The organism is Dyadobacter sp. CY312 (assembly GCF_021390535.1).
Taxonomy (GTDB): domain Bacteria; phylum Bacteroidota; class Bacteroidia; order Cytophagales; family Spirosomataceae; genus Dyadobacter.
Genome location: NZ_JAJUXG010000019.1, coordinates 186,888 through 213,438 on the forward strand (window position 1 = coordinate 186,888; position 26,551 = coordinate 213,438).

At 41.3% G+C, this 26,551-nt stretch carries 20 protein-coding genes; 7 read left to right on the forward strand and 13 right to left on the reverse strand.

What is annotated here, in order from left to right; genetic code table 11:
• The first annotated feature begins 33 nt into the window (after positions 1-33).
• The 3 genes from LZG71_RS25170 (at position 34) to LZG71_RS25180 (ending at position 3,233) form a co-directional block, all read left to right on the forward strand.
• Complete coding sequence (locus LZG71_RS25170) at positions 34-672, forward strand: OmpH family outer membrane protein (protein ID WP_233825153.1); 639 nt, start codon at positions 34-36, stop codon at positions 670-672.
• A gap of 10 nt (positions 673-682) precedes the next feature.
• Positions 683-1,351, forward strand: coding sequence for an OmpH family outer membrane protein (locus LZG71_RS25175; protein ID WP_233825155.1), 669 nt, complete (start codon positions 683-685; stop codon positions 1,349-1,351).
• Positions 1,352-1,631: 280 nt separating this feature from the next.
• On the forward strand, positions 1,632-3,233 hold the full coding sequence (locus LZG71_RS25180; RefSeq protein ID WP_233825157.1) for a hypothetical protein: 1,602 nt from the start codon (positions 1,632-1,634) through the stop codon (positions 3,231-3,233).
• A gap of 34 nt (positions 3,234-3,267) precedes the next feature.
• Here LZG71_RS25180 and LZG71_RS25185 read toward each other — a convergent pair whose 3' ends face one another.
• Together LZG71_RS25185 and LZG71_RS25190 are read right to left on the reverse strand one after the other, a co-directional pair.
• The gene (locus LZG71_RS25185; RefSeq protein ID WP_233825159.1) at positions 3,268-4,041 is read right to left on the reverse strand and encodes a lipoprotein signal peptidase; all 774 of its coding nucleotides are present in this window, start codon (positions 4,039-4,041) and stop codon (positions 3,268-3,270) included.
• Between the two features lie 49 nt (positions 4,042-4,090).
• The gene (locus LZG71_RS25190) at positions 4,091-5,293 is read right to left on the reverse strand and encodes a proline dehydrogenase family protein (RefSeq protein ID WP_233825160.1); all 1,203 of its coding nucleotides are present in this window, start codon (positions 5,291-5,293) and stop codon (positions 4,091-4,093) included.
• 185 nt (positions 5,294-5,478) lie between these two features.
• Between LZG71_RS25190 and LZG71_RS25195 the strand changes: the two genes are divergently transcribed.
• Positions 5,479-6,573 carry a chorismate mutase gene (locus LZG71_RS25195; protein WP_233825162.1) on the forward strand — a complete coding sequence of 365 codons (1,095 nt, stop codon included), beginning with the start codon at positions 5,479-5,481 and terminating at the stop codon, positions 6,571-6,573.
• A 113-nt stretch (positions 6,574-6,686) separates the two neighbouring features.
• On the opposite strand, the gene LZG71_RS25200 is transcribed toward LZG71_RS25195, so the two are convergent.
• From LZG71_RS25200 to LZG71_RS25210, 3 genes are read right to left on the reverse strand one after another with little or no spacing between them, the layout of a single operon-like run.
• On the reverse strand, positions 6,687-7,328 hold the full coding sequence (locus tag LZG71_RS25200) for a GDSL-type esterase/lipase family protein (RefSeq protein WP_233825164.1): 642 nt from the start codon (positions 7,326-7,328) through the stop codon (positions 6,687-6,689).
• Positions 7,329-7,340: 12 nt separating this feature from the next.
• A complete protein-coding gene (locus LZG71_RS25205) occupies positions 7,341-8,078 on the reverse strand; it encodes a LytTR family DNA-binding domain-containing protein (RefSeq protein WP_233825166.1) in 738 nt (245 codons plus the stop codon).
• On the reverse strand, positions 8,075-9,148 hold the full coding sequence (locus LZG71_RS25210) for a sensor histidine kinase (RefSeq protein ID WP_233825168.1): 1,074 nt from the start codon (positions 9,146-9,148) through the stop codon (positions 8,075-8,077). Before LZG71_RS25210 ends, LZG71_RS25205 begins: the two co-directional genes overlap by 4 nt.
• 315 nt (positions 9,149-9,463) lie before the next feature.
• Here LZG71_RS25210 and LZG71_RS25215 point away from each other — a divergent pair, with 315 nt between their 5' ends.
• Positions 9,464-12,376, forward strand: a complete 2,913-nt coding sequence (locus tag LZG71_RS25215) for a TonB-dependent receptor domain-containing protein (protein ID WP_233825194.1) — start codon at positions 9,464-9,466, stop codon at positions 12,374-12,376.
• A 72-nt stretch (positions 12,377-12,448) separates the two neighbouring features.
• Here the strand turns inward: LZG71_RS25215 and hemC are convergent, their stop codons facing one another.
• From hemC to LZG71_RS25250, 7 genes are all read right to left on the reverse strand, one after another.
• Positions 12,449-13,378, reverse strand: a complete 930-nt coding sequence (gene hemC, locus LZG71_RS25220) for a hydroxymethylbilane synthase (RefSeq protein WP_233825170.1) — start codon at positions 13,376-13,378, stop codon at positions 12,449-12,451.
• A 253-nt stretch (positions 13,379-13,631) separates the two neighbouring features.
• Positions 13,632-14,534 carry a 30S ribosomal protein S6--L-glutamate ligase gene (gene rimK / locus LZG71_RS25225; protein ID WP_233825172.1) on the reverse strand — a complete coding sequence of 301 codons (903 nt, stop codon included), beginning with the start codon at positions 14,532-14,534 and terminating at the stop codon, positions 13,632-13,634.
• A gap of 13 nt (positions 14,535-14,547) precedes the next feature.
• Positions 14,548-15,048 carry a RimK/LysX family protein gene (locus tag LZG71_RS25230; protein WP_233825174.1) on the reverse strand — a complete coding sequence of 167 codons (501 nt, stop codon included), beginning with the start codon at positions 15,046-15,048 and terminating at the stop codon, positions 14,548-14,550.
• A 90-nt stretch (positions 15,049-15,138) separates the two neighbouring features.
• Positions 15,139-16,257: a DNA polymerase III subunit delta gene (locus LZG71_RS25235; RefSeq protein WP_233825176.1), complete on the reverse strand. Its 1,119-nt coding sequence runs from the start codon at positions 16,255-16,257 to the stop codon at positions 15,139-15,141.
• 43 nt (positions 16,258-16,300) lie between these two features.
• A complete protein-coding gene (locus tag LZG71_RS25240; protein ID WP_233825178.1) occupies positions 16,301-17,506 on the reverse strand; it encodes a putative sugar nucleotidyl transferase in 1,206 nt (401 codons plus the stop codon).
• A 183-nt stretch (positions 17,507-17,689) separates the two neighbouring features.
• Positions 17,690-17,941 carry a type B 50S ribosomal protein L31 gene (locus LZG71_RS25245; protein ID WP_233825180.1) on the reverse strand — a complete coding sequence of 84 codons (252 nt, stop codon included), beginning with the start codon at positions 17,939-17,941 and terminating at the stop codon, positions 17,690-17,692.
• A gap of 132 nt (positions 17,942-18,073) precedes the next feature.
• Positions 18,074-18,985, reverse strand: a complete 912-nt coding sequence (locus tag LZG71_RS25250; protein WP_233825182.1) for a sugar phosphate isomerase/epimerase — start codon at positions 18,983-18,985, stop codon at positions 18,074-18,076.
• A 479-nt stretch (positions 18,986-19,464) separates the two neighbouring features.
• Between LZG71_RS25250 and LZG71_RS25255 the strand changes: the two genes are divergently transcribed.
• Positions 19,465-21,909, forward strand: coding sequence for a ribonucleoside-diphosphate reductase subunit alpha (locus tag LZG71_RS25255; RefSeq protein WP_233825196.1), 2,445 nt, complete (start codon positions 19,465-19,467; stop codon positions 21,907-21,909).
• A gap of 382 nt (positions 21,910-22,291) precedes the next feature.
• Positions 22,292-24,115, forward strand: a complete 1,824-nt coding sequence (locus LZG71_RS25260) for a carboxypeptidase-like regulatory domain-containing protein (protein ID WP_233825184.1) — start codon at positions 22,292-22,294, stop codon at positions 24,113-24,115.
• A gap of 379 nt (positions 24,116-24,494) precedes the next feature.
• Here LZG71_RS25260 and LZG71_RS25265 read toward each other — a convergent pair whose 3' ends face one another.
• Positions 24,495-26,069 (reverse strand): DUF4394 domain-containing protein, encoded by a 1,575-nt coding sequence (locus LZG71_RS25265; RefSeq protein WP_233825186.1) that lies wholly within the window; start codon positions 26,067-26,069, stop codon positions 24,495-24,497.
• Positions 26,070-26,551: the final 482 nt, after the last annotated feature.

Sequence of the window (26,551 nt, forward strand, 5' to 3'; positions counted from 1 at the left end):
CGTTAAAGGGGTGCAAATTATTACCCGCATAACATGAAGAAGTTTTTAATTTTACTAGTTTTGTCTTTAATAGCAGTGTTTCCCGGCTGGGCACAGAAGTTCGGCTATACTGATATGGAATACATTACCAGTAAGATGCCGGAATATAAGCTTGCTCAGGACGAGATGAAAAAGTTCTCCGAAAAGTGGGCAAAAGAGGTAAAAGACAAATATGGAGAGATAGACCGGATGCAACGGGCCTACATGGCAGAAGAAATGTTGCTGACAGATGAGCTGAAAAGAAAGAGGCAGAATGAGATAAAGGAAAAAGAACTGGAAGCTAGAGAATACAACAGTAAGATTTTCGGAATGGAAGGTTTACTCTTTCAAAAGAAAAAGGAACTGATGAAACCAGTAATGGAAAGGGTGCAGAGAGCTGTTTCGAAAGTGTGCGCCCAACGCCGTCTGGATATTTTGATTGATAAGTCGAGCGACTCAGGGTTACTTTATACCAACCCGAAACATGACTATTCGGATTACATAATTGAAGAATTAGGAATAGATCTGAAACCGGCGAAAACGTTGAACAAAGAAAAAATAGGAGCAACGACGGAACCGGCGCCAGCGGCGACGACGCCTACGGCTGGAAAAAACTCACCAAAACAAAAAAGTACAACCAATAAACTCAAATAAGTAAAAAGCAATGAAACAAAAATTGATAGCGTTTTTGGTCGTAATGACCTTCGTTAGTGCCCCTCTGTTAGCGCAAACAACTCCTGCAAGCGGACTTACAAAAATTGGATATACCAATGTTGACTATATAATCGACAAATTGCCAGAAGCAAAGAAAATGCAGAATGAGCTTGAAGTTACCAAAGCTCAGTTGGATAAATCTTTGGGCGATATGATCAAAGAAGCGCAGGATAAGTATGAGGCTTATCAGAAAAACGGTGCGAACATGACTGACGTGATCCGTGCTGACAAAGAAAAAGAATTGCAGGGACTTCAGACTCGTATTCAGGAGTATCAAACAAGTGCACAAACGTCTTTGCAAAAGAAACAACAGCAATTGCTTGAACCAATCCTTACGAAAGTGAACGAGGCGATCCAGGCTGTTGGAAAAGAAAACGGATACCTTTACATCCTGAATATGGATGCAGGTATGAACTCTACGCCTATCATCCTTTATGTAGGTTCAGAGGAATACGCAGTATCTAACCTGATCCTTCGTAAACTGGGTGTAGATCCTGACAAAATAGAAGCTGCTCCTGCTAATGCGAAACCGGTTACGGTTCCATCATTGGGTGCTCCTGCAACAACAACCCCTGCGAAGCCTGCTACAACACCAGCTGCTACGCCTAAGAAGAAGTAAGTAAGTCAGAGAATATTATTGCCGGAGAGAAGTCTGAAAAGACTGCTCTCCGGTTTTCTGTTGAAATAGGGTTGATATTGAAATTATTACAGCACCCTTTAAGTTATACCAGGAGTATCTCAGTATAAAAAAAATACAAAACGAAAAGTCTCAGATTTCTGGTAGTGGTATCAATTGAAATTTGGGAAGTATTCTCAACGTTAAGTATACAGTATTTACTAATTTTGCGTTAAGATCAATGTCTCATTCAACCCATAGAATTAATTATATTTCTGACGTTATGGTTTTAAAAAATATTCACAAAATATTCTTTGTCCTGACGATCATATCGGCTTTTCAAGGGGTTCGGGCACAGGATAATTCCAAAACAAATTCAGTAGCACCTTTACAGATTATTTTCCCTAAGGAAGCAGATTGGAACATTCTTGACGAAGGAAAGGAGCTTAATTTCCATTTGCAGACAAAAGGTGGAAAAGGAGATTCTGTACGATACAATATTGTAAGCGGACTTGCCAAAGACATGAAATTCGATTCATTGGGTCATTTCGTCTGGACTCCGGCTTATGACGTTGCAGATCGTATCAATACAACCAAATTTTTTCCCGTAGTTTTTGAAGCACAAACGCTTGGAGGGGAAACGGCTTCCCGCGAAATCATATTTAAGGTGAACCATGTAAATCGTCCGCCTCAGGTCGATGAGCTAAAACCTTTTTACGTACAGTATAAGACGCAGAATCTGTATCAGATTGACATGAATTCGGTTCGTGATCCTGATGGCGATCCTGTGGTGTTTATTCCTATTCTGGATGGAGGTATGCCGGAGGGTATGAAATTGACGGCTGGTGGTGAAGTGATCTGGGAGCTGTCCACAAAACAGTTCAATCTGTTGAAAGAGGGAGCGCGTTACATGGAATTTTATGTGGAAGATCAGCCATCAAAGGCTAGAACGAAGGGGAAGCTACGGCTGGAAATCACACAAATGGACCTGGCTCCGGACTTTACGATCATTCCGCAAAATCAGGTAATTCGTAGTGCTGAAAATAACCGTATTAACCTCAGGTTCTCATTGTCGGATCCCAATGGAGAGGATGACATATCTACTTTCAATTTTATCTCTGAAAATAAGAATGTGCCTAAGGAAGCATTGGTAAAGAATACACCAACCAGCTACGAATTTATCTGGGAGCCGGGATATGACTTTGTAAAGGATCCTTTTGATACACTAGCCTTTAACATTACTTTCTATGTCTTAGATAAGTCTCAGAATAAAAAGGAGAAGACAGTTAAATTTGTTATTAAAAATACTGTTGACGAATCGCAGCGGGATGCGTATGTCTACGGTCTTTATAAGGGCGCACTTGTGAATGCCTGGGGATTGTTGGAACAGATGAGGGAGAAGGAAGGTGAATTGAAGAGGGCATATACGAGAGCTAAAAAAGGGAAACGTGGACGTTCGCTCCTGAATGCTTCTTTGGGTGTTACCACGGGTCTGGCATCTGTAATTTCTCCAAATGACCTAACGAACAGAGGTTACATTACGACGATCGGAGGTACAACTGTTGCAACGGTTGGGACTCTGGAAGCTACTGAGGTTATTGGGAAGTCGACTAATGGTTTACTTGACCGTTTTAACTATGTGGTTCAGAAGAAAAATGAACTACAAAATAAAGGTGATGTTTTTGCCCGGGAATATGCTCAGAAGTCAAGTAGGCGCTCACCAGATTTCATCAAGAAGTTGGATGAGTTCAAATCGTTAATGAACCTAAACGGTTTGGTTGCTTTGGAATTGGATGCTAATTGGGAAAATAAACGGGAATCGAATGACGCAGCAATAAAAAAAGCATTTAAAGATTTTATGCCATTCTCGAAAGACGAGAATTAAGTGTTTTAATAAGCTTATTAAACAAAAAAGAGAACTATATGTTCTCTTTTTTGTTTTCGTCTTCTTCCTGCTCAACTTCCGGGTCGGGTAGGTTGGGGTCTACAACCACATCATGAGGTGCTGAGTCAGTATGTGGTTCAGCAGCATCCACAGTAGTAGCTGCCGGTTCGGATACTTCGTTTTCCTCTTGCAATTCATCTTCGTCAGTTGGTTCTGGTTCTTGCGGTGCGGGATGGAAGCTTCCCTGGAATATCAGAATACTGCATACTCCAAGAAAAATGCATGAATCGGCAATATTGAATATAGGTGTCGAATAATACTGTCCACCCCAAAGTGGCACCCATTCCGGGATAAAACCTTCCCAGAAATCGACAAAAATCATATCTATAACCTGACCATGAAACCACGGAGTAGGCGAACCGTAAGGAGCATTATCGAGGAACACACCGTAGAAAGTACTGTCAATCACGTTACCTACCGCGCCAGCCAGAATCATGGATAGAGCCCAAAGTAAACCTTTGGAAGCTCCTTCTCTTGCCAGGTGGACCAGGTACCATCCAATAGCAAACATGGCAACGAGCCGGAAAAGCGTCAGGAAAAGTTTCCCATATTCGTGGCCAAGCTGCATGCCAAAAGCCATTCCGGGATTCAACACATAATGTAGCTTGAACCAGTTGCCTATTAAAGCGATTTGTCCGGAAAAACCGGGTTCCATGTATTCATGAACCAAAAGTTTGGATGCCTGATCAATAATAATCAGAAAGATACTGAGGAGTAAGTATGGTGCTGGATTTCTGGATTGGTTCATTCGGTAAATAGGTAATAACTTTAATCGAAACGCTAAATTAAGAAGATACTTATAAAGAACTGATTCCGCGCCTCTTCAATTCGCTTTTAACCATGAGGAATTCCCTGCTGCTCTGGCCGGCAATGGACGTGTTTTCTTCCGCCCTTCGCATCAAGTAAGGCAACACAGCACTTATGGGGCCATATGGGACATATTTGGCCACATTGTAATTAGCTTTTGCAAGATTGTAGGAAATGTTGTCACTCATCCCAAGGAGCTGAGCAAACCAAATCCGGCTGTCTTTTTTGTCAATGCCCAATTTTTCCATTTTCGCAGCGCAGTACTGGCAGCTATACTCATTGTGCGTACCCAGGCAAATTGAAATGTGATGAAGGTTTTCGATACAAAAATCAATCGCTGAATTATAGTCTGAGTCGGTTGCTTCTTTGTTGACGTGAATCGGGTTAAAGTATTCATTTTCCCGCGCACGCAACCGCTCTTTTTCCATATAGGCTCCCCGCACTAGCTTGCCGCCAAGTACGTATCCCTTTTGGCGTGCAACAAGATATGCCCCTTTGAGGGCATCTAACGTTTCATGGCGGTAAAGCTGATAGGTATTGTAAACAATTGCTTTTTCTTTATTGAACTTCTCCATCATTTCGTAGGCGAGTTCGTCAATAATTCCCTGTATCCAGCTCTCTTCTGCATCAACAAATATCCGGACATTCAGTTTGTGGGCATGACTGCACAGGTTTTCGACCCGTTGCCTGGCTTTGCTAAACAGCTCCGCTTCCTGGTCAGACAGCCTTTCTTTACGTTGCACTTTCTCCAACAACTCGGAAGAAGCAACTCCGGTAATTTTAAAAACAGAGAACGGAATATGCTCTGATTGAGAGGCCTTGTTAATCGTATTTAAGATTTCTTGTGCAGTATCATCGAAACTGGCCTCACTGCCTTCGCCTTCGACCGAATAGTCTAAAATCGTTCCTATGCCCGATTTTCCCAGCGTATTAATTGTATCGTCACATTCGCTAATTGTCTCACCGCCACAGAATTGTTCAAAAATTGTAACACGAATAAGATTTTTTATAGGTAAGTGAAGCTTTAGTGCAAGCTTTAGAAAAAAAGTGCCTAAATTTACCACTCGAGCCTGATTCATAAGACTGAATAGCCAGTATGTTTTGCGAAGTCGGGAGTCGGATTTGGATGCAAATGCGACAGAGGTGTCTTCAAAAAATACAGGTATTTTGTCTTTTGGTAAAGGGGATGCCATTGTGATGAAAGGTTTTCCTGAATAAGCGTTCAATGATTTTATTCTTAAATCATTGAAATAAAAGTAAAACGTATAAGAAGTAAACTTAGATTTTGCTGTCAAATGTACGTCAATCCCTGAAATACGCATAACACAAATTGGAAATATTACCATTATCTATTTTTTATTAAGGACAGTTTTTGAATATGAATGCTTCTTTAGATATCCTTCCGCTTAGCAGTTGGATCAATACCGAAGGAAAACCTTTGGTAATCGCCGGGCCTTGCAGCGCAGAGACCGAGGAACAAATGTTAGAAACCGCAACCCAGATCAAAGAGGAAGGATTTGCGCACGTTTTACGTGCGGGAATTTGGAAACCAAGAACACGTCCCGGTAGTTTTGAAGGTATGGGTGAAGCGGCTTTGCCGTGGTTAAAAGCTGCCAAAGAGGCAACTGGTATGCCTGTTGCAGTGGAGGTTGCTAATCCGCAGCACATTGAACTTGCTTTGAAATACGGAGTAGATATTCTGTGGATCGGTGCAAGAACAACGGTAAACCCTTTTAACGTACAGGAACTTGCTGATGCACTGAAAGGTGTGGATGTGCCTGTATTGGTAAAAAACCCGGTTAATCCTGACTTGCAGCTTTGGATCGGTGCTCTTGAGCGTTTGAACCAGGCTGGTGTTAAGAAATTAGGTGCTATCCACCGTGGTTTCTCAAATGCACAGGAAACTAAATTCCGCAATTCTCCAATGTGGAATATTGCTATCGAACTGAAAACACTGTTGCCAAATCTACCTGTAATCGGTGATCCTAGTCACATGGCTGGAAAACGTGCTTACTTGTATGAGCTTGCGCAACGTGCACTTGACTTGAACTATGATGGTTTGATTATCGAATCGCACCGTGAGCCGGATAAAGCGTGGTCAGATGCATCACAGCAGCTCACTCCTGCCGCTTTGGGACAAATGCTACATGACTTGCACGTTCGCAAAGAATCATATGGCAGCGACTACCAATCACAATTGGAAGTAGTTCGTGGCAAAATAGATAACCTTGACCGTGAATTGTTGGAAAACCTTGCGGCGCGTATGTCGTTGGTTGAAAAACTTGCTGAATACAAACGCGATAACAACGTAGCGGCCTATCAGGTTGATCGTTTCCGCGAAGTATTGGAAACACGGGCAGGATGGGGTAAAAGCCTTAATCTGTATCCGAATCTGGTGGATGAGCTTTTCAAGCTGGTACACATGGAATCAATCCGTAAGCAAACTGAGGTGATGAACCAGGTGAGTGCATAAGGATCTATAATTATTAAAAAGGGCTGTTTCTGAAAAGGAGCAGCCTTTTTTGTATGAGCAGGATAGAGAATCTGCCGCGATGCGTGCATCTTCACTTTACATCTCACAAAAAGTTACATTCCTTTTTCCTTCAAAACCCTGTCTATTTCAACTGCCCAAACTTTATAGGCTTTTTCATTAAGATGCGTTTTGTCGACGGCGTACTCTGGTTTAAGACCAGTTGAGTCAGCAAGAAGTGGGTTGATGTCCAGATAGTCTATATTGTTTGTTTTACAATAGCTGATGAGGAAATCGTTAAGTTGTTTTACCTTCGCTTTGCTTGCAGGATCATTTTGTTCATACAGTGTCAGCGTCACAACAGGAATGATCTTGTTTTGCACCAGATTTTCAAGGATTAATCTGTAATGTTCCTGAATTTTCTCTGGTGATACACCAATTGTAATATCATTGATCCCTCCCATTACAAAACAAATTTCAGGGTGAAGATCGGTCACCATAGGTTTTATGGCATTCAGAAAATGGTAAGTACATTGTCCTGGTAAAGCACGTGTCATCACATCGGTACGTCCCAAAAGTTCCACCCATTTTCCCTGGGCAGTAATAGAATTTCCAAACATGATGATTTTAGGTTTGCCTTTTACTGAAACAAACGATTGGTAGAGTTTGTCCCGATAAGTGTACGCAAGCAGGATAAAGCAAAATAAAAATGCCAGGTTAAGGGCAACGGAAATAGTCAAGCGTGTTTTTAGTTTCATGCCAAAGAACTTTTACATCCATTTGCTTAAAAACTGGCTGAAAATTTCTTTATACTGATCACTAACCGGAATTGTAGTATTGCCGATTTGTATGGAATTGCGGGTAACGGCTCCAATCTGATCGAGATTGACAATGAAAGAGCGGTGAATACGCATAAACCTGGAAACAGGAAGCTTTTCTTCCAATGCTTTAAGGCTTGTGAGAGACAGTACAGGTTTAGTATCGGACTTTAAATGAACCTTCACATAATCTTTCAGACCCTCCATGTAAAGTATATCATCATAAGCGATCCGCACCAACTGATATTCTACTTTCAAAAACAGATATTCATCTTTGGTTTCGATCGGAGCCGCTGTCTGTGCTGCTTTTCGAACAAGTTCCACATAGGTCTTTGCTTTGGAGGCAGCTCTGAGGAATTCTTCGTAGTTAAAGGGTTTTAGGAGATAGTCAAGTGCGTCAACCCGGAAGCCATCTAGTGCATATTGATTAAAAGCGGTTGTAAAGATGATTCGTGGGGCACCCGGGCCAGCTTTTTCTATAACCCGGGCCAGCTCTATTCCTGTCAGGTCGGGCATCTGTATATCCAGAAACACAATGTCAACCTGTTGTTGATGAATTACATCCAGGGCTTCGACAGCACTGGAAAATTTCCCGGCGAGCTGTAAAAACGGCGTTTTCTCAATAAAAGCAGCAACAAGACCCAGAGCAAGTGGTTCGTCATCTACTGCAATGCAGTTCAATGGGTTCATGCGGTTTCGAGTTCGAGATGTACTTCAAATTCTCTGTCTTCCTTATTTTCATTCATCTGCAAAGAATATTTTCCGGGATAAAGAAGATCCAGGCGGCGCTGGGTATTGTTAATCCCGATGCCATTACTTTCATCCAGAACAGTTCTTTTATCTGTAAAGAGCGTATTTCTAACGTCTACAAAAATCTTGTTTGTTTCTTGTCTGATACGTATGTCAATACTGCTTTTTTCAACAGAACTGACTCCATGTTTGAATGCATTTTCGATAAATGGCAGGAAGAGCATGGGGGCGATGGATACGTCATGCAAAGGCTCCGGCGGTGAAAGATGTACACTCACTTTGTCGGTAAGCCGGAGTTGCATGAGTTGGATGTAATCCTGTGCAAAGGCAATTTCCTGACTTAGCAGTACGGTTTCATTTTGTGTTTCATACAATACATAACGCATGAGACGCGAGAGTTTGTGTAAAGCCTGCTGTGCAGCTTCCACATCAATCACCGTCAGTGCATAAATGTTATTGAGTGTATTAAAAAAGAAGTGCGGATTTATCTGGGCTTTTAGAAAAGACAGTTCTGAGTTTATCTTTTCCTGTTCCAGATCCTGACGATATTGTTTGTCTCTTTGCACATTTTGCACTGCCGCCACACTGGTGCTTATACCTATTACGATCAGCGCGGTCAGCAGGGCGAAATAATCAAGTTTGTCCTTTTTCTTTTTAGGACGTGTCATGTCGTCATGCGCTGCCTTCCAGGCTTTGTCCATGTATTCCCGGTGGTTTATTGCTGTTTGCACCTGTTCGATAATAACAGCAAGCATAATCACCGATACAATATTAAACAGGATGAATTTGAGGTACTTATTTTTTGCCAGATAACGCGGAAACCAGAAATATACATTGAGATAAAATATAGAAACCAGCATGACCAGTAATACAAGCTGTTTTATCCAGAAAGTGGCTGGTAATTCAATTTGCCAGCTTAATGGTTGCCACATCAGAAACAAAACCAGGAAACCCCAGCCGAGCAAATGAAGAAACAATGGCGGATACTTTCTAACCTTTCGGGAATCCATTCAAGTCGTGTTTATAGCGTTGCTACAGTATATGCAATTACAATCTTAAAGGTTAATTTTCAAAGCACATAACGCAGTCGATCAATATTGGACAAACACCGACAGTATGCCGTAAATGATCTATGAAGCTGTTGGTGACAAAGTCGGTGTTATTGCCGGTCTGTTTATACTTTAAAAATTCCGCTTCTCTTTTTGTTTTCATCGTGTAAAAAGTACAATTGATCGGTGAGTATGACCTTTCCATCTAATGCGTTTAGAGAAGTGTTGAGAAGGTATTTATTTTGAAATTGTATTTACTATTTTTCGATGATTACCATGAAAATGATGAAAAGATTTACAGCCCTGCTCTTGATGTTAACATTCGTTTCTACCGCATATGCCCAGTTCCCTGGTGGTGGAGGTGGAGGCGGTAACAGAGGCGGCGGAAATTTTGGTGGCGAGAGACAAAGGCAGACGGTTATCCCCGGGACTGCGGAAGATTCGCCGAAGGGAAACGGCAAAATTAAAGGTATACTGGTTGATTCAACGACCAAAATGCCTGTTGAATTTGCTTCACTGGCGTTGGTGGATACCAAAACAAATAATCCGATTGACGGAACAACCACGGATGAAAAAGGGGAATTTAGCCTTACCAAAGTGGCCTCCGGAAATTTTAAGATTTTGATCTCTTTTATAGGTTACAAAACAAAAACCATCAGTGATATTAAAATTGACAGAAAAACGGAGATTGATCTGGGTTCAGTTTTATTATCGGCAGATGTGGTTCAGCTTAGAGAGGTTGAGGTTGTAGGGATGGCTCAGATGATTGAGGAAAAAGTGGACAGGCTGGTATATAACGCTGAGAAAGATATTACAAGTAAAGGTGGAGATGCATCGGATATTATGAGAAAAGTGCCGATGTTGACGGTTGATTTGGATGGGAATGTATCCCTTCGTGGTAGTTCCAACGTCCGCGTATTGATCAACAACAAGCCTTCAACCATTATAGCAACCAGCGTTGCAGATGCATTGAAGCAAATTCCTGCAGATATGATCAAATCTGTTGAAGTTATCACTTCGCCATCTGCTAAATACGATGCGGAAGGTTCAGCAGGTATTATCAACATCATCACAAAGAAAAGCACAATACAAGGTGGAACGCTTAATCTGGACACAGGTATTGGAAACAGAGGTTCTAACCTGGGTTTAAGAGGAAATTACAGAGTAGGTAAAATGGGTTTCAGTCTTGGCGGATTTGGAAGATTTAACTACAATATGCCAGGGAAATCGGAAAACGTTCAGACATATCCTTCAAGAGGTACGGAAACCAGACAAACTGCTGATACTGATAACAAAATGGCATTTGGTTCTTACAACTTGGGATGGGATTATGAAATAAACTCAAAAACTTCTCTTTCTGCGGGTGTGAGATATGGTATGCGTAATATGAGGAATTCGCAGGAATTGAAAACGTATAACACTTTTGCAAATGATTCACTCACAAGTACTTTCCGTGATGTAAAAACAAAGGATTTATCGGGCACTTGGGATGTGAATTTGGACTACATCAGAACTTTGAGTAAACCGAATGAGGAGCTTAGCATCTCGGGACAATATAGCAGAAACAATAGAACCAACGATTTCGACTCGAATATATATGATCTGACTAATTCTGAAATTATAGGTAGTAATCGTATTGGAAGTCAGTCTAATGACAATGCAAGTCATAATCAGGAAAGTACGATACAGGTTGATTATCAAACGCCAATTAAAGATAACCAGATGCTTGAAGTTGGTGGAAAAGGAATTTTTCGTCAAGTGGTGAGTGATATCATTTATTCAGGAACTGGTGATGTAGTTATTCCGGTCAGAAATATGCTGAATTACGATCAGAACGTGGCGGCAGGTTATTTCTCTTATACCTATACAACAAAAAGTAAATTTACAGTAAAGGTCGGTTCGAGGTATGAATACACGAGCATTGATGCCGTACAGGGAGAAAACAAGGTAAACCTCAATCTTCTGGGTTACGGTAACCTTGTACCAAGCTTAAACTTATCTCAAACTTTCGGCAAGGGACAAACGATCAAATTAGCTTATAACCGCCGTCTGCAACGACCTGGTATTCAGTTTTTGAATCCGAATGAGAACAGATCAAACCCGGCGCTTATTATTAAAGGTAATCCCGAGTTGGATCCCGAGTTGACTGACCAGGTTGAATTAGGAACTAGTTTTTTCAAGAACACACTGTATGTGAACGTTTCTACTTTTGCGCGTTTTACCAATAATTCAATAGAGAGTATAACTACACCATCCAATAGTGAGGCTAATGTTTTAGAAACCACTTATGGTAACATTGGTAAGAAAGAAAACTTTGGTGCGAACATTTTTGGAAACATTACCTTCTTTAAGAAATGGCAAGTTGGTGGAGGTTTTGATGCTTATTATGCCAACCTTGTGGATAGAAGAACCAATAATAGTCAAAGTGGAGTAGTTGTAAGTGGCCGTTTCAGAACTGGTTTGACATTAAGGAACGGATGGGGCTTACAGGCAGGCGGTTTCTTAAGAGGTCGGGAGGTACAATTGCAAGGTACTCAGGCTGGTTTCCGTATGTATGACTTCGGTGTGAAAAAGGATTTTGCTAACAAAAGAGGTAGCATAGGCTTTGGAATGGAAAACTTCCTTGCTCCAAGGTTCAATATGAAAACCAGTTTGCAAACTCCAGAATTTAGTAGAGTTAATAACAATTACCTTTACAACAGAGGATTCAGAGTTAACTTCTCGTACCGCTTAGGTAAAATGACTTTTGTTGAGCAAAAAACAAGGAAGAAAAAATCGATCAATAACGACGACCAGAAAAGTGATGGCGGCGGCGGTATGGATGGTGGCGGTGGAGCCGTACAATCTGCACAACCAGCTGTTACAGCACCAGTTGTAAGACCGGGCGGAGCCAGACCTCAAGGTGCAGCGACGATGAATGCGGATAGTTCAGCGAGACCTGCTCGCCCAGCCGGTTCTTTCAAGCCACAGTCGGCAGACCCGACAGCAACACCAGCTGCTCCTGCACAGTCTGACTCAATCAGAAGAGCTATGCCGGTACAACCCGATTCAACGGCAAGACCAGCGATTCCTGCTACTCCTGTGGATTCAACAGCTAAACCGGCTATACCAGCGGTACCAGTTAAAACGGATTCAACCTCTGTACCGGTGAAACGCGATTCGACAGGTACGATTCCAAAAGGAAACTAAATTTTAGTTTAAAAGATAAAAAAACCTCTTCGGGCCAGCCCGAAGAGGTTTTTTGTTGCCTTATGTTTTTTTCTACTGAGCCTGAGCAAGTCTTATTTCGCTAAGAATGCGATCTGCTCCCGATGCAATCAGTTCATCAGCAAGAGCGAATCCCAAATGTTCGGGAGTAGACGAGGAACCGGATTTATTCAGCCTAATCAGCTCTTTACCATCCAGGCTTACAATTCCACCGGAAATGTTGATCTGATCGGCACTTAATGTAGCCAGCCCGAATACAGGAATGCTGCAACCTCCATGCAGCCTGTTCAGGAATGCACGTTCTGCACGCAAACAGGTAGCAGTAGGTTCATGATTAAGCAGATTTTTTAATATTGCTTTTTTATCCTCAGCCAATGATACAGCGTTCTCTATTGCCACGCTGCCCTGGCCGACAGCCGGAGTAAATTCATCCAGTTTAAGATGTTCTGCAATCTTATCGTCATATTCCATGCGATGCACACCTGCGTAAGCCAATAGAAGTGCATCACAATGCCCGTCTTCCAGCTTTTTAAGCCTGGTCTGCAAATTACCACGCATATCCACAGTTTTAATATGAGGATAAAAATGTTTGAGAATGGCTATTCGGCGAGTTGATGAAGTTCCTACAACAAATGTTTCACCGCTGTTCAGTGAAAGGCTGGTATTGTGACTAACCAAAACATCATTGGCTTTTTCCCGTTCGGTAAAGGCCGATATTTCGAAATCTGCATCCAGGTTAGATTGCAGATCCTTGGCGCTGTGTACTGCGATGTCGATATCGCCGCTTCTAAGCTGATCTTCCAGTTCCTGAGTGAAGACGCCTTTACTTCCGATTTTTGACAAGGAGCGGTCCAGTATCTTATCTCCTTTGGTTTCAATGATAACAATTTTGGTGTCAATTCCGCCTTGCTGCAAAAGTGCTTCAATATGATATGCTTGCCAAAGGGCGAGTTTACTGCCGCGGGTTCCTATTTTTATTTGCATGGATTCTTTCAAGCTTTGAACTATCAGTTACTCACTTCCAGCTCCGATTCTATTTCAATGCCAAAGATTGCCTTTAGATGACCATAATCAAACAGATTTGAGTCAAATGATCGTTGTGCTGATCTTTTTTGCCACGGATGCACGAATTTATCACGGATGAATTTTTTCTGATGCAATCACAATACGACTTATGAAAGTGATTGTACCGAAATCAATATAACATTCGTGTATCCGTGGCATTAAAACCTTGATCCTAAACTCCAACGGTATCGCCTTCGTCAGTAACAATTTTATCTTCAATGTAGGCAACGATCAGTGAGGCTACATCTACTCCGCTTATTTCTTCAATACCTCTCAATCCGGGCGATGAGTTGACCTCCATCACCAATGGCCCTCTTTCCGATTGAAGCAAGTCCACACCGGCAATTTTTACGCCCAATGCTCTTGCTGCCGCAACAGCGGTATCCTCCTCTTCCTGAGTAAGTTCAATACGGTAGCCTTCTCCTCCCCGATGCAGGTTAGACCGGAAGTCCCCTTCTGCACCCTGACGTTTCATAGCTGCTACAACTTTGTTGCCGATGACAAAAGCTCTGATATCGGCTCCTTTGGACTCAGCTATAAATTCCTGAATAAGGAAATTGGCACGAAGACCATAGAATGCTTCAATAGTTGATTTTGCAGCTTTTATAGTTTCAGCAAGTACAACACCAACTCCCTGAGTTCCTTCCAATAACTTGATGATAACCGGCGGACCGCCTACGTGTTGTATCAGTTCGGTTACCTGCGAAGGGTTTTTGGCAAAAACTGTTTTAGGAATATCTACACCCGATTTGGCTAAAACCTGCATGCTCCTCAGTTTGTCCCGGGAGCGAAGGATGGCTTGTGATTTTACGGTTGTAAAAACTTTCATCAGTTCAAACTGCCGGACCACGGCGCAGCCAAAGGCATTCACAGATGTGCCGATTCTGGGTATTACGGCGTCGATCCCTGTAATGACTTTTCCTTTGTAAACAATGGAGGGATTTCCGCCTTCAATCATTACAAAACATTTGACATGATCGATCACTACGGCCTGATGGCCTCTTTGCCTGATTGCTTCTACCAAACGCCGTGTCGAGTATAATTCCGGATTGGTAGAAAGTATGGCGATTTTCATATAACTGGGTAATTTAGGAAAGCGGGGGAGAATCAAAGTCATGCTTAATCCGTCTTTTGGACGGGTTGTCGCCAACTTTGTTTTTAAGGTAATTGGCCGAAAGGTCTTTTTGAGCAACGTCAATAATAAAACGCCCTTTCAGAAGTTTCCGGCCTAATAATATGGGATAGCTCATTTTTCGGCGGTTGGCCAGCGTGAATTCAGTGCGTATCTTTCTACCGAAAAGCTTGATCGACGTTTTAATCACATAGCGTTTTTCTTCCTTGCCCGAAGAATTACGAACAATGGTTTCTTTAAAATCCTTTACAGAGAATGATTGCTGAGGAGCACCTTTTTTAGAATCCAGGTAAAACCGCAGTATGGTCTGATCGCCTTCGGTTATCAATCGAACGCGCGAGCAGTGTATAGATGAGGTCGTAGCGCCCGAATCCACCCGGACGGGAATGTGGTACCAGTCCAGTTCCGGCATGTCAACAATATCGGTAGCACCAATAATTTCGATGGGGTGTTTCATCCTGATCTTCTGCCTTTCGCCTCTCTGGTTGAATTTTGTTGTAATCCGGCATTCTGATCTGCGAACGGTCGGAGAAGTTTAGTTAGGAACTTATCTGCGTTGAAAGAAATGAGCGATGGTGAGTGATAAGTCAAGAAAAACCATCTTAGCTCTCACATTTCGTTCAATGTGAACAAAAGCTACGTTCACTTCCTGAATCATATTTTCGAGAGATCCCATGTTCACCGCCTTGGAAAAATTTTGTACGAATGTAAGTTCTTCCTGTGGAACACGCAACAACTCACCCGCGCCATGGCTCCACACGAGCATATCACGGAACAGTCGGAGTGCATAATCCAGCAAACCTTTTTGCTTTTCCTTATTCATAACATCAAACGTATCAGCGGCTTTTACAAGGTAGGCGACGTCATATTTGTAACAGGATCGCATCCATTCTATAAACCATCCCGACCTGTCGTCTTCTGTTTCTTTTACCAGATGTAATGCTTCGGATAAGTTACCGTCACATAAATATGCGATCTGATTCGCAATGGTTTCACTTACAGCTTGTTTTTTCAAAAATACCCGAACATCGTCATCCGTAAATGCAGGAACTGCAACGCGTTGTGTGCGGGAAATGATGGTGGTCAGCAGCCGGTCTGACTGGTCGCTGACAAGAAGAAACAATGTTTTGTATGGAGGCTCTTCCAGTATTTTCAGAAGCGCATTGGAAGATGACGCATTCATGATGTCCGGCTTCCATATTAACAGAATTTTATATTCGCCCTCATAAGATTTAACAGAAAGTTTACGCAGTATCCCGCGAGCCTCTTCCACAGCTATATTGCCCTGTTTGTTTTCAGCATTAATGTAATCCAGCCATTCAGGAAGTACGCGGTATGGACTTTCAAGCAAAAAGCTCCGCCAGTAGGAGAGGAAAGCTTCACTGGTTTTACCTTCAATTTTTTTGGATGAGGCAATTGGAAATATAAAATGAAAATCAGGATGAATAAGTTTATTCATTTTAGCGCAGGAAGCACAAACGCCGCAAGCATCTTCTTCACTTCTGTTTTCGCAGTTGATATAGGTAGAAAAAGCCAAAGCCAAAGCAAGACCACCACCTCCCGCAGTACCGTCGAACAGCTGTGCATGAGCAAGGTGGCTATTCTGTACCGAACGCCTCAATGTTGCCTTAATGTTGTCCAGCCCTGGTATATCTTTAAAAAGCACTTTATGTTCTCGTTAAAACGATTAATTCCCTGATAACTTCATTCTAAATCTTAACTTCCTGCAAACGTTGCTCCTGCGTTTGCTCAAATACTTCTCTGAGTACATTTTCTTTATTTTGGTCAAAAACGATTCCGCGGCGACTTACCGTGTCCGTAGCCACAGTGAGAGCTTTTTGAAATCTGTATTCCATAAATCCTTCGGCATTTCCACCCCATGAAAAAGAGGGAATGTGTTTTGCCTGAAAGCCGGCTCCGTAAACATTGACATTTACGCCAACAACCGTTCCGGTGTTGAACATGGTTGAAATTCCGGCTTTGGAATAATCACCCATAAACAAACCGCAAAATTGCAGACCAGTGTCTTCCAGTGAACCCGTCACATAACTGTGCAGCTTCACATTCGTATGGTCATTTTTAAGGTTGGAATTATTGGTGTTGGCTCCAAGGTTACACCATTCACCTAACACAGAATTTCCCAGATAACCGTCGTGGCCTTTATTACTATATCCAAAAATGACAGAACCGCCTACTTCACCACCAATTTTGCAATAAGGACCTATAGAAGTGTTCACACGGATCTTCGCGTTTTGCGCAATTATAGATCCTTCTCCCATTGCAAAAGGGCCCTGAATGGCGGCTCCTTCCTGTATTGTTGTGTTTTTGCCTATGTAAATGGGACCATTTTCAGCATTTAAAATAGCAGCTTTAATATTGGCACCAGGTTCAATGAATATGTTTTCAGGATTGTAACATCTCGTAAAAGGATCTGTGATGGGCTCCGATTTTCTGGTGCTGGTCAGTTTGGTAAAGTCCGACTGTATTTGAGCTCCATTGTAAGTGAAAATATCCCAGATGTGACGGATCATCATGAATGAACCTTCATAAACAACTTTTGAAAATGTAGATTCTGATTCCGGGTTCCACTCAGACGAGGTCGTTTTTACAACCAACAATTCCTTTTGTGCTGAATAGAGTGCGGTTTCTTGTGGCAGATTTTCAATAGCTTCTATCAGCGTCTGATCAGGACATAAAGCTCCGTTAATGAAAATATTATTGTCTGAGGTCTCTAATGGAAAACCTGCTTGTAAATAGGGCTGGGTTAAAAAAGATGGCGTGGTGGAAAGCCATTTTGTCCATTTTTCAAGAATTGTATCAATCCCACATCGGATGGTTGCTACCGGGCGCGTGTATGTGAATGGTAATAGTTGTGCCCGAAGTGTTGAGTCGTCGAACAGGATAATACTTGGCATATTTGTGTTTAAGTATGTGTGACCAAAGTTCGCCCATTTTTTTGTAGGGCACAAAAAAGAAGCAGTCTCTTTTAAGCTTTCGCTATGAGACTGCTTCTTTTATAGGTTTATAACCGGCATTTCTGTTTATCAAGAGCAATGCTATTTTCAAGCGTTTTACTATTGCCAACAGCAATAAGCCAATTATGCGTCTTTTTGTCCGTAACGTTTTCTGAACTTGTCAACACGTCCTGCTGTATCTACAAGTACATTTTTACCTGTGTAGAAAGGGTGTGACTGAGAAGAAACCTCTACTTTATATACCGGGTAAGTTTTTCCATCTTCCCAGGTAATGTTTTCGCTAGTTTCTATAGTTGAGCGCGTAATGAATTTAAAATCGCTTGATAGATCCCAGAAAACCACGTCTCTATAGTTGGGATGAATATCTTTTTTCATTGGTATATGGTATTATGTGTTTCGATACAATTCTCAAAAAGGATTGCAAAAGTAATTATTTAAATTTATCGGCGCAAGTATCAGGCAGTTATATTTTAAGGGTATCTGTAATAGACGGTTAAAATGTGCCAGTTATGCCTCACTGATCTGTTTTCTAAGTACTTCAATCCCTGTTTTTATTTCTTTATCGAAATCTGTGTATTTGAAACATTCAATGGATAGGCCTCCTTTGTAACCAATTTTCTTTAGAGCTTTCAGGTAAGGGCGGAAGTCGTCACCTTTGACTCCTGGTGGTGTTCTGCTCTCTTTTTCTGCTATATGGCAGTGCACAATGTACTTTCCATATTTCACGATTTCGTCAGGAGACTCATCTTCTTTCAGCATGTGATAGATGTCGCAAAGCAGTTTTACCTTCGGACTGTTCACTGCTTCCACAATCTCTACGCCTTCTGCCAGACTATTTATAAAGTTGGTTTCGCCTCTGTTCAATGGCTCCACGGCTATGGTAATACCATATTTTTCGGCAAGGGGTGCCATTTTTTTGGTAACCTCTATATGTTGCTGTTTGGCCTTTTCCCGATCAAACCCTTCGGGTATCATTCGTGATGCGCCGCTACCAAAAACAATGTAATGTGAGCCACATTCTTTGGCGCGTTTCAAGGCCATTTCAGTACGGGCAAGTACGGCTTCGTGATTCACATCAGGTCCGAGTGTTTTCATTTCACCCGGAAGCAAGATTACATACGACCAGATCGGGAATTTTAAGGTATGCAGTTCGTGTAGATTCTTAGTGAATCCCGACTCTCCCGAGGCTGGTATCAAAAAGCCGCCTACGGATTCTTCTATATAGTTACAGCCAAGATTACGCAGGTAATTGGCGTGATCATAGGAAGCAAAAACGCCCAGAGAAATACCCGAAGCTGTGAGGTGCTCACCCACGGAGGCGGCTGCTATTACAGAAGGATATACAGCAACACCTAAAGCCGCCGTTGAAGATGCTTTCAGGAACTTCCGTCTTGATACAGATTTGTCTTGTGGAGTCATATTTTTGGTATTTTCAAGGTGCTAAGCCTTGGGTTGTGAGTTCCTAAAGTAAGGAATGTTCAATACCTACCTGCGATATAGGCTATTAATTTGATAAAATTTTACCGTTGAATTATTTTTATAAAGTTTACAAATATATTCGATCAATAAGCTGTATATCAGTGAAAAATGTCAGTTGACTTACGAAAAAGTTGACAAAAAAATAATTTTTCTTCCGTTTATTCTACCATAAAATAATTTTTCGCCTTGTTATCGGATTAAAATAAAATGTAACGGTTGAAGTAACGTGCTTGTTTCTAGAATTTTAACAATTTCTTAATCCGAAGTTCCGCATTTACCAGTGGAAATCGGTTAATATTCAGGTTGTAATTTCCATTTTTTTGATGTTATTTCATGGGAAATTTAAGAGGTAATCTTCATCAATACCCCAATATTAACATCACTATTTTTCTTCCTAAAAAACATCACATTATATGTCTATGTACGTCATAAAGCGTGACGGTCGCCGCGAATCGGTAAAATTCGATAAGGTGACTGCCCGCATTGAAAAGTTGAGCTATGGCCTCGATTCTAACTATGTTCAGCCTGTTGAAGTAGCAAAAAAGGTTGTTTCCGGTATTTACGATGGTGTTACCACTGCTGAACTGGATAACCTTGCTGCGGAAACGGCCGCTTCTATGACTACAAAACATCCGGATTATGCGATTTTAGCTGCCCGGGTTGCAATCTCAAATCTTCATAAGAATACTTTGAAGTCATTTTCAGCAACAATGAAAAGGCTTTATACTTATGTAGACAGCAAAACCGGCGAAAACGCTTCCCTCATATCCAAGGAAGTATATGAGGTGATTCGTCAGAATGCATCTTTGCTTGATTCTACCGTAATATACGACCGCGATTATGCATATGATTATTTCGGATATAAAACACTGGAAAAATCTTACCTGCTCAAAGTAGAAGGAAAAATAGTAGAACGTCCGCAGCATATGCTGATGCGTGTAGCTGTTGGTATTCACCAGGAAGATGTTCAGGCAGCTATAGAAACTTACCACCTGCTTTCAGAAAAGTGGTTTACCCATGCAACACCTACCTTGTTTAATGCAGGTACACCCAAGCCACAGATGTCGTCATGTTTTCTTCTGACGATGAAGGAAGATAGTATCAGTGGTATATATGATACACTGAAAAGCTGTGCAATGATATCACAGTCTGCGGGTGGAATTGGATTGAGCATCCATGATGTTCGTGCGACGGGTTCTTACATTAAAGGAACAAACGGACAATCCAATGGGATCGTACCGATGCTTAGGGTATTTAACGATACGGCAAGATATGTGGATCAGGGAGGTGGAAAGCGTAAAGGTTCTTTCGCTATATATATGGAACCATGGCACGCCGATATTTTCGATTTTCTTGATCTGAAAAAGAATCACGGAAAGGAAGAGCAGCGTGCGCGTGATTTATTCTACGCATTGTGGATACCGGATCTTTTCATGAAACGTGTAGAATCGAATGACACCTGGTCGCTGTTTGATCCGCACGAATGCCCTGGACTGTCGGATACACACAGTGCTGAGTTTGAAAAGTTGTATGAGAGATATGAGCTGGAAGGTAAGGCGCGCAAAACAATAAAGGCGCAGGATCTCTGGTTTGCGATCATGGAGTCTCAGATCGAAACGGGTACACCTTATATGTTGTACAAGGATCATGCAAACAGCAAGTCCAACCAGAAAAATCTTGGAACGATTAAGTCATCCAATCTTTGTACAGAAATTATTGAGTACACCGCTCCGGATGAAATAGCGGTTTGTAATCTTGCATCCATTGCATTGCCAAAATTTGTAGAGCAGGGTGCAGATGGTTTTATGCATTTTGATCACAAAAAGCTATACGAAATCACAAAGGTTATTACGCGTAACCTCAATAAGATCATTGACCTGAATTATTATCCCGTTCCGGAAGCAGAAAAAAGCAACAAACGCCATCGTCCGATTGGAATTGGTGTACAAGGACTTGCCGATGCATTCTGTCTGTTGCGCATGCCATTTGATTCAGATGAGGCACGTCAGTTGAACAAGGATGTGTTTGAGACCATCTATTTCGGAGCTATGGAAGCTTCTATGGAACTGGCCATTAAACATGGTCCGTACGAAACCTGGGAAGGAAGTCCGATCTCGCAAGGTATTTTTCAGTTTGATATGTGGAATGTGAAACCAGAGAGCAATCGCTGGAATTGGGAGAAACTGAGAAAGGAAGTAGTACAGAACGGTGTTCGTAATTCGCTGCTTCTTGCTCCGATGCCAACAGCTTCTACTAGCCAGATCCTAGGGAACAACGAATGTTTTGAACCGTTTACATCCAATATATATGTAAGACGTGTTCTTTCAGGAGAATTTGTGGTGGTGAATAAGTATCTGCTTAAAGACCTGGTTAAACTTGGACTGTGGAATGAAGAGATGAAAAACAATCTCGTGAGAGCAAGTGGATCGATTCAGCCAATTCCAAATATTCCTCAGAATATAAAAGATCTTTATAAAACTGCATGGGAAATTAAACAGCGGAGTTTGCTGGATATGTCTGCCGATCGTGGTGCGTTTATCTGCCAGTCGCAGTCACTGAATATCTTTATGGAAGAGGCCAATTTCGGAAAACTGACTTCGATGCATTTTTACGCGTGGAAAAAAGGACTGAAAACCGGGATGTATTACCTGCGTACCCGTGCGGCTTCCGATCCTGTTCAGTTTACATTGACCAAACAAGCCGAACCGCAGCTTGAACCTGCAACAGTTGTTGTTGCCGAGAAAGAATTGAATTATGTACAGTATGCGGAGGAGCATACCAAGCCTGTGACGCCACGCGACAATAAGTCGGACATGCAGTGCTCACTGGACGATCCGGAAGGATGCGAAGCGTGTGGATCATAATTGATTTAAGTAATTTGACATAACGAGAGGCCATTGCTGAAAAGTGATGGCCTTTTTTTTGTAACGAGAATAAAAAATCCCACAAATCAGCCTTGTTTGCAAATTAAAAATAGTTTTATTTTATTAATGCAATTATTTTGATTAATACCTACCTACTCGGCCGTATGAAAAATGAATGATTTTTTTCATCTCATTTTTTATATTCATGAATTACACTACAAACATCCATTTCGAAACTGGTTTGCAGATTCCATTGCTTCATAAGCGTTTAACTTTGATCGCACCAGAGATTAATCTCAATTATTCTTCTTAAGGTCTGTTTAAATACCATTTAGTCATCGATACATATCAATAGGGACCTTATGAAATTAACTAAGGCTATATGATTCAACAATATGCAATCATTTTACTATTACTAATAATGCCTGCTTATGGATTTTCACAAACAGTATCAATTCATGGACAGGTATTGAATTTCTCTGAAAAAGGGATTCCCTTTGCTTCCATTCAGGTATTGGGAACTAGTGAGGGTACAGTTACAAATGATAGTGGCTTTTTTAAGTTAACTGTAAAAAGGAACAACGGCAATTATGAAATTCTTGTTGGTTCACTTGGCTATAAAGAAAGGAAGCTTGTAGTTATGGCTTCTTCTCAAAGAGTTAGCATCTATTTAGAAGAGGACTCCAGAAATCTTAACGAAGTGATTGTTACTACGGATAATTTTCTGAAAAACGTGATTAAGAAATCGTATGAAGCTATTGATACGAATTATCCGCTCAGTCACATTGAGTTAGAAGGCTTTTACAGAGAAACTCAAAAGTCAGTCGAAGGTAAATACTTATACTTTGGAGAAGCCGCTATCAGATTACAACAAAGCGGCTATGGAAATTCTATTGAAGATGCCCAGATCCAGATATTGCATGCCAGAGCGCGCAAGTTTCCTGGCCGGGACACCATTGATCATGTACGCTATTATGGGGGCGTTTCTATTGGTAACTGGAATGATCCGGTAAAAATGAAGCAAGACTTTTTAAATCCTGCTTCCTATAATAGAAAGTATATTTATTACTTGGAAAATGTGAGTTCCTATAACAGTGGCAAGGATACTCTTTACACTATAACATTTCAATCCAAAAATGAGATGGATGGTATTAGTGGAAGCATTGCGATCGATAAGAATTCCATGGCTTATCGAAAAATTCAATATAAAGAGAATAAAGTATCTAAGTCAAATCCATTAAGCCCCATAAAGCGACTCAAAAAGGAGTACTTAACAATGTACCAATTGGTTAATGAAAAATATGTGTTGAACTACACTTCTATGACAGCCCGTAGGAGAAATTCCAAAACCCAAAAGGAGAGTATTCATGAACTGGAATTTGTGACCACAGCGTGTAACACGGGAAATGATATTCTGGCATCCATCCCAGTTAAGTCAAGAATGGATCCGGGAACTATTTTTTCGGAAATTGAAAGTACTCCAACAGAAAATTTCTGGGACTCTTATACTACTATTGTAAGGGATTCGTCGCTTAAAGAGCAGACGAAATCCGTTTATGTGGATAATAATGTAAGAGGGATAGACTACCAAAAATCTAACGAAAGGGCTCCTTTAAGTAACAGAGATAAGGTTTATAGAGTACTGAAAGGCATTAATCTTGGTTATTCTCTCAATGGGCTTGGGTTCAATAGGCATGCTAATGAAGCTGGGTTTGTTCGTTACCAAAGTTTGGAGGCTACGAAAAAAATATCTGATAGTAGATTTTCCCCTGCCCTTACTGTTTCAATAGGATATGCTTTAAATCGTGTATCCTCGGTAAGATTGGATATTACGAATTCTGTTTTAAAGAGGGACCTCTTGGACATAAAGCGATTGAGTTATTCGCGATACTTCCTGATCAAAGAATTTGGGAACCCCATTTTTCTTTCCGCTGGTGCCGGTGCTTCCTGGATGAAAAGCGGGCAGAGATATGGAGAACTGAAAACAAACAGTAGACTTCTTATCAAAAATAGGGATTTTGGAAATAGGGCAGCTGTTTATCTTGGGAATAAAGGCATTCAAGGCTACGTGGAAGCAGGTGTGGAATACCGTAAAGGAAAATATTCTTATTTTATAACGGGAGGATACTCCCCAGTTTTTACGAAGGATGCCTATGTGATTATACAGCATAGGAAAACTTTTTTATTACCAAGAAAGAATGGATAAGACTTTCTGACAAATCAATTCATATTTCATCAGATGACCTTGTAAGACAAGTTAACCCGTATAGTATGTCACTAGGTATCAGTCTTCAATTATAATGTTTGTATTTATTTTTCCATAAAAGGAATTTCTAATGGCAAAAGAGACCTGAAATTTTCTCATCGGGATTCATGGCAACTACCCACAAATCCTATTTTTCAAAGATACTTTTACTTTAATCCTTTTCAGTTTTTTAGGATAAGGTATGGATGGTGTGATTTAGCGTCATGGATATAAGGGAAAATATTTTGCCATGACGTTGTTACTCAGATTTGCCAGAATACTGTAATAAAAAAGGAGCAGATCCGAAAACCTGCTCCTGCAAACTAAAAGTTCAATTTAATTATAGGTTAAAGCCTAATGCAAACCCTTTGGCAGCTTTCGGGAAGTTCGAAGTTTTAGTAGCAGCTCCGGTTGATAGATTTATCATATAAAGTCCGGTGGAGCCGCCAACTGTAAGTAGCGCATGTCCTTTACCGGAAATGCCACCAATGTCAAATCCGTTTGCCTTGTCAATTACAACGCCAAGATCTCCGATGTTTACCAGTCCACCTGCATTAGGTGGATCCTGCCTGTATAACTTATTAGTCTGACTGTCAATATCGAAAAGGACAGTTTGTGTGCCGGCAGTTAATCCAACATTGCTGTTGGTGTAAGCTGCACCATTTACTCCCTGAGAAACGGTTGCTATATTAAGCGCTCCGTCCACGGTGGTTGCACCTGTTGTGACATCAATTCTCAAATTTTGTCCTGTATTGCTTACTACCCTGAGACGATCAGCAAAAGGGTTAAAATCCACACCATAACTTGCGTCCATTCCGCCACTTAGCATTGTCGAAAGTGTAGATTTAAAAGTAGCAGCTCCCGTTAGTATGTTTATAGTGTATAATTTACTGTCGTTGCCTAGTGCATAGATGGTGGCATCCGCAGGACGGAAATCAATTCCTTCGATAGATACGCCTGATGGCAGCCCTCCAATTGTTTTCTCAATAACTGAGATGTTGGAGCTTAGCGGATTAAAAATGAGTAATTTGTTGTCAGTGCTCAAAGCATAAGCAACCGGCGACGGAATTGCGATCCCGATGATGTTACCAGAAGGCAAATCTCCCAGCTTTTGAAGTTTACCAGTTCCCAGGTCCACAAAATCCAGTTCCCATTTGTTGTCGAACAATACAGATGCAATAGCGTACTCTTTACCTGCGGGCGTTTTCCACGGAGCTATATCAAATCCACCTACATCAGCAATGTCCATTCCAAGGGATCCAACTTCTTCAAGAACTCCTCCATTAGGATCCTTTTGAAAGTAAAGCTTATTGGCAACCGGATCTATATCGTACAAACCGGTTGAAGTGGTTCCTGAAAAGCTGTTGGTGTATGCAACAGCACCTACCATTGGATTGGGCACACCGTTCAGATTACCATCAGTTACAGCCAGAGCACCGGTTTCGGGATGCAAACGAAGATTTTGACCTGCATTGGTAACAAAACGAATTCTGTCCACGGTAGGATTAAAGTCAAAAGCTATCGAGGAAGCGGTAATAGCAGGACCGAAAGGCATGCTGCCAATTGGTGTTGCAAGTCCTGGTTTGGAGACGTTGTTTAAGTTAATGTTATAAAGCCGGCTGTTTTTACCAATTGCGTAAAGCTGACCAGTTGCCGGGCGGAAATCAATCCCTACTAGTTTATCATTATCAACCAGCCCCTCACTTACTGTTAAAGTACGTATTACATTAGTAGTGTTACGAACATTCAATTCATATATTGTATTGTTATCAGTAAGTGCGTAAAACATCTGGTCAGGCAATTCTTCCTGTGCTGGTGGCAGTCGGTGATCTTCACATGCCTGGAATGCCAATGCAAAAAGCATGATTCCCCAAAATGATTTCTTTCTAACACTTGGTAGATTGAAAAATTTCATAAGCTTAAATAATTAGATGAGTACTGAGTAATGTTATCATCTACGGTAAAACCAGGGCTTTGGATTAAATACGTGTAACTTTTTTTAAGATTTCAGTTAATGCTCTCAAATGATGGCTCGTTACTATATATAGATGGCACCCTGTACAGCTGTACATATAGTAACCAATTATTATGTTGATTGACCACTGACCGAAATCACAGAGGGAAGAGGATTACTAGAGATGATGTGGTGCAGAGAACCAATCTTGTGGACCATTTACCGCATTCCTGCCGCTATTGTGCTGGTTGTGCTCCTTGCCTTCAAAAACTTGTAAAAAACTTTCTTTATTAGGTTATTGGTTTTCAGCGCTTTGAAAATTAAAATCAAAAAACTTTAAAAATACTTTTGCCTTGTACTTGCGTATTAAAAATAAAGGCTGCACTTTTGCACTCCCAATCGGGAACAACGGTAGCGAAAACGATCGCTACAACGAGTTCTGA

Excerpts from the sequence above, each read along its gene's own strand:
- LZG71_RS25175 (WP_233825155.1), top strand. The coding sequence starts at position 683 with ATGAAACAAAAATTGATAGCGTTTTTGGTCGTAATGACCTTCGTTAGT.
- LZG71_RS25250 (WP_233825182.1), bottom strand. The coding sequence starts at position 18,985 with ATGACTCCACAAGACAAATCTGTATCAAGACGGAAGTTCCTGAAAGCA.
- LZG71_RS25230 (WP_233825174.1), bottom strand. The coding sequence starts at position 15,048 with ATGAAACACCCCATCGAAATTATTGGTGCTACCGATATTGTTGACATG.
- LZG71_RS25185 (WP_233825159.1), bottom strand. The coding sequence starts at position 4,041 with ATGAACCAATCCAGAAATCCAGCACCATACTTACTCCTCAGTATCTTT.
- LZG71_RS25260 (WP_233825184.1), top strand. The coding sequence starts at position 22,292 with ATGATTCAACAATATGCAATCATTTTACTATTACTAATAATGCCTGCT.
- LZG71_RS25205 (WP_233825166.1), bottom strand. The coding sequence starts at position 8,078 with ATGAACCCATTGAACTGCATTGCAGTAGATGACGAACCACTTGCTCTG.
- LZG71_RS25245 (WP_233825180.1), bottom strand. The coding sequence starts at position 17,941 with ATGAAAAAAGATATTCATCCCAACTATAGAGACGTGGTTTTCTGGGAT.
- LZG71_RS25195 (WP_233825162.1), top strand. The coding sequence starts at position 5,479 with ATGAATGCTTCTTTAGATATCCTTCCGCTTAGCAGTTGGATCAATACC.
- LZG71_RS25190 (WP_233825160.1), bottom strand. The coding sequence starts at position 5,293 with ATGGCATCCCCTTTACCAAAAGACAAAATACCTGTATTTTTTGAAGAC.
- LZG71_RS25255 (WP_233825196.1), top strand. The coding sequence starts at position 19,465 with ATGTACGTCATAAAGCGTGACGGTCGCCGCGAATCGGTAAAATTCGAT.
- LZG71_RS25210 (WP_233825168.1), bottom strand. The coding sequence starts at position 9,148 with ATGGATTCCCGAAAGGTTAGAAAGTATCCGCCATTGTTTCTTCATTTG.
- LZG71_RS25265 (WP_233825186.1), bottom strand. The coding sequence starts at position 26,069 with ATGAAATTTTTCAATCTACCAAGTGTTAGAAAGAAATCATTTTGGGGA.
- LZG71_RS25180 (WP_233825157.1), top strand. The coding sequence starts at position 1,632 with ATGGTTTTAAAAAATATTCACAAAATATTCTTTGTCCTGACGATCATA.
- LZG71_RS25170 (WP_233825153.1), top strand. The coding sequence starts at position 34 with ATGAAGAAGTTTTTAATTTTACTAGTTTTGTCTTTAATAGCAGTGTTT.
- rimK (WP_233825172.1), bottom strand. The coding sequence starts at position 14,534 with ATGAAAATCGCCATACTTTCTACCAATCCGGAATTATACTCGACACGG.
- LZG71_RS25215 (WP_233825194.1), top strand. The coding sequence starts at position 9,464 with ATGAAAATGATGAAAAGATTTACAGCCCTGCTCTTGATGTTAACATTC.
- hemC (WP_233825170.1), bottom strand. The coding sequence starts at position 13,378 with ATGCAAATAAAAATAGGAACCCGCGGCAGTAAACTCGCCCTTTGGCAA.
- LZG71_RS25240 (WP_233825178.1), bottom strand. The coding sequence starts at position 17,506 with ATGCCAAGTATTATCCTGTTCGACGACTCAACACTTCGGGCACAACTA.
- LZG71_RS25200 (WP_233825164.1), bottom strand. The coding sequence starts at position 7,328 with ATGAAACTAAAAACACGCTTGACTATTTCCGTTGCCCTTAACCTGGCA.